This is a genomic window from Photobacterium chitinilyticum (genome assembly GCF_004104355.1).
Classification (GTDB): Bacteria; Pseudomonadota; Gammaproteobacteria; order Enterobacterales; family Vibrionaceae; genus Photobacterium; species Photobacterium chitinilyticum.
This window is the reverse complement of record NZ_RJLM01000218.1, coordinates 1-417: the sequence shown is the minus strand read 5'-3', so window position 1 is coordinate 417 and position 417 is coordinate 1. Positions and strand designations below refer to the sequence as shown.

1 protein-coding gene is annotated in these 417 nt (G+C 28.5%); it reads right to left on the bottom strand.

Features of this window, described 5'->3' with window-relative positions:
• Positions 1 to 287 precede the first annotated feature (287 nt).
• The coding region (locus EDI28_RS26545) for a family 1 glycosylhydrolase (RefSeq protein ID WP_128786727.1) at positions 288 to 417 on the bottom strand (130 nt) is incomplete at its 5' end.

Genomic DNA, 417 nt, shown 5'->3' with positions numbered 1-417 from the left:
CTTTATAGCGGATTGAAATAAGATGAAAACAAATCGATTGGGAAAGTAAAATTAATTTCTATAAATGTTTTAGCAATTGTTTCGTACTATTTTAGATTCAGTCTACTATATATAACCAATCTATCCTAAGTTAACTATTTATAATCGGCTCTCTGTAACAAAATTAAATTAATTAATCCCCCTATAAAATAAAGAGGTTTAGAATTTGATGTCTTCCAAACCTCTTTATTTCATATTTAATGAGATGCTGCCTTAACCGTGATAATATCTAATCATCAATAAACAAACTATTTGAATAAGGATTCTCCATTTGATTCAATCACTCCTTTATACCAAGTAAAGGACATTTTCTTATATCGATTGAATGTGCCATTTCCATCATCATTTCGATCAACATAAATGAGACCGTACCTCTTA